This is a genomic window from Mesorhizobium sp. M7D.F.Ca.US.004.03.1.1 (genome assembly GCF_003998635.1).
Classification (GTDB): Bacteria; Pseudomonadota; Alphaproteobacteria; order Rhizobiales; family Rhizobiaceae; genus Mesorhizobium; species Mesorhizobium loti.
This window is the reverse complement of sequence record NZ_RZQG01001051.1, coordinates 1-1,914: the sequence shown is the minus strand read 5'-3', so window position 1 is coordinate 1,914 and position 1,914 is coordinate 1. Positions and strand designations below refer to the sequence as shown.

The 1,914-nt window shown below is 54.8% G+C and carries 2 protein-coding genes and 1 pseudogene; all 3 read right to left on the bottom strand.

The features are described 5' to 3' along the window. Nucleotides 1-261 (bottom strand): hypothetical protein (locus EN935_RS33715; protein ID WP_164771594.1); only part of this gene is annotated, 261 nt, incomplete at its 3' end. 190 nt (nucleotides 262-451) lie between these two features. Further along, a complete protein-coding gene (locus tag EN935_RS33710) occupies nucleotides 452-694 on the bottom strand; it encodes a hypothetical protein (protein ID WP_127266261.1) in 243 nt (80 codons plus the stop codon). A 1,024-nt stretch (nucleotides 695-1,718) separates the two neighbouring features. Beyond that, nucleotides 1,719-1,914: pseudogene (locus EN935_RS42440) on the bottom strand (hypothetical protein); the annotation flags it as partial.

Sequence of the window (1,914 nt, the reverse complement as noted above, 5' to 3'; positions counted from 1 at the left end):
TTGCAAGGCCAAGCCGAACCGATGAAGAGTGCGATAGGCAGAATTTACTTTATCGACAGAAGAGGCGGGGTAATCACCTCCACCAAGATCGACAGGCATTTGCAAATCAAACCGCGGCAGTTGGACAAAGCAAACGACCAAATCGAACAATGCTCGATGGGGCCAGTTGGTTGGAATGAACCACTCGGATGTTTCGGTGAGCACCTGCGTCCCGCGAGCTTTGAAGACGGACCACCCAGGCGTTTTGACCGCATCAGCCATCCGACACAGCTCCTAATCATCCGTGACACACTTTTTGCGCCCCTCGGCTATAGCTTGTCGAAGTTGCACTAGGTCGTGGCCGCCGGAAATGAGATGCTCCGATGATCGATGTAGCATGCATGGCATCTGACCTCCTACAGCCAGTTATCTCTGCAGGACCCCTGTAGCCGGGGATGGTGTCCCCATTCGTTTAAAACTCATTTACGATCCACGGGTCAGTGTCATATCCGAGACGTGGTTTCTCAGGCCTTGCTCCATCGGTCAATTTGGCCGTTCCGGTCAAACTGCAATCCAGCTCTGGCACCGGCTTCTTGGTCGAATGTTTGGTAGAGCATAGTGTAGCGGCATCACTGACAACCACCTTCTTCTCCTTGGCAACAGCGACACCGGTCGCCGCTATCACTGCAGCGGCGCAAAAGACAGCTACTTTCATCGTGGTTCCCCATGGCTTGCGCATCCCCAAGATGCGAGCCTATGACCTTACGTCACTTTTATATTAGCGCAACCGAATACTAGCGTCGTTGGACGCTTGGCTGAGCGCCCATCACCTGGCGTCGACGCTTGAGGATGGTGCTGAGAGGCGATGCCAAATCTCGTCTATCGGCAACGGTGCGGCCTCCATGATCATGCGTTAGGTTGGCCGGCCCCCAGGTCAACGCGCCAACCTCAAATTATCACTTCGTGGACTTCATTGTCTTCGCCCTGTGTTTCGACATGACCACTCGGGTCCGATTATGTTCTTTGCGAACACGAACCATAAAGCGCATGATTTTGGCGATTAGATATTTGACAGACCTAATCCGGGTCTTTCGGGACTAGCAGCGGCTGTTTAAGGAGCGCCGAGATCGCGGTGATTATCTGAGGCAGGAACAACGGCTTTTGGATCATGATGCTTTCAGGGGACACAGTCTGCGCTCCAATGGATTGCGCTATCCCCGCTCATGTAGACAACTGGAATTACAGGCTTGGATTCATCCCAGCCGGTCTTACCAACTCCTAGGCGGATGTCGGTGATGAGGGCCTTTGAAGCTGTCCGGAGCCGCCTCGAAAGCCGCAATCGCCTGTGCCGCATTTGCGAACGACAACGCTTCAAAGCCAGCTTCTTCCGACGCCGATTCAACGTCGAGTCGGATTAGGGCCCCATTTATCTTTTACGAGCAGAATTGCCCCGACACTCATTTGTTAAGGGGCATGAGCGTCGGCAACCGATGGGCAAAATCGAGATCGTTGCCGATAATAGCCGAGATGGCGCCTGCAGGATCTTGGTTCGGTTCTTTCCGAGGCCAGCGCCGCGAGTTTCGCCTTTCCCTCGGCGCTTCGAACCCAGACGAAGTGCGCAGAGCTAGAGTTGGCCGAGGTCGGTCCCCATTTCAAAAGCTCATAAAGATCCAGAACTACGGAATATTCGATAGAGACCGGTCCACCCTTGGTATGTCCGGGCAGACCGCAGGATTTGGTCAAGTGCATCGCCCGATATGGCGCTTCTCATTTTGTCTCTGTTCTTCCTGTATTCGTTTGAAGTCTGGCTGGGCGACGAAGCGGACCACGCCGCCTTCTACGCGCAGCGCCGCGCCAGTCGTCGCGGAGGCCTGCGCCGAGCAGGCATAGACAATCATGTTGGCGACCTCGTCCGTCGTGGCGAAACGCTGGATG

What these genes read in the sequence shown, in the direction of transcription:
- EN935_RS33710 (WP_127266261.1), bottom strand. Translation starts at nt 694, where the DNA reads ATGAAAGTAGCTGTCTTTTGCGCCGCTGCAGTGATAGCGGCGACCGGT.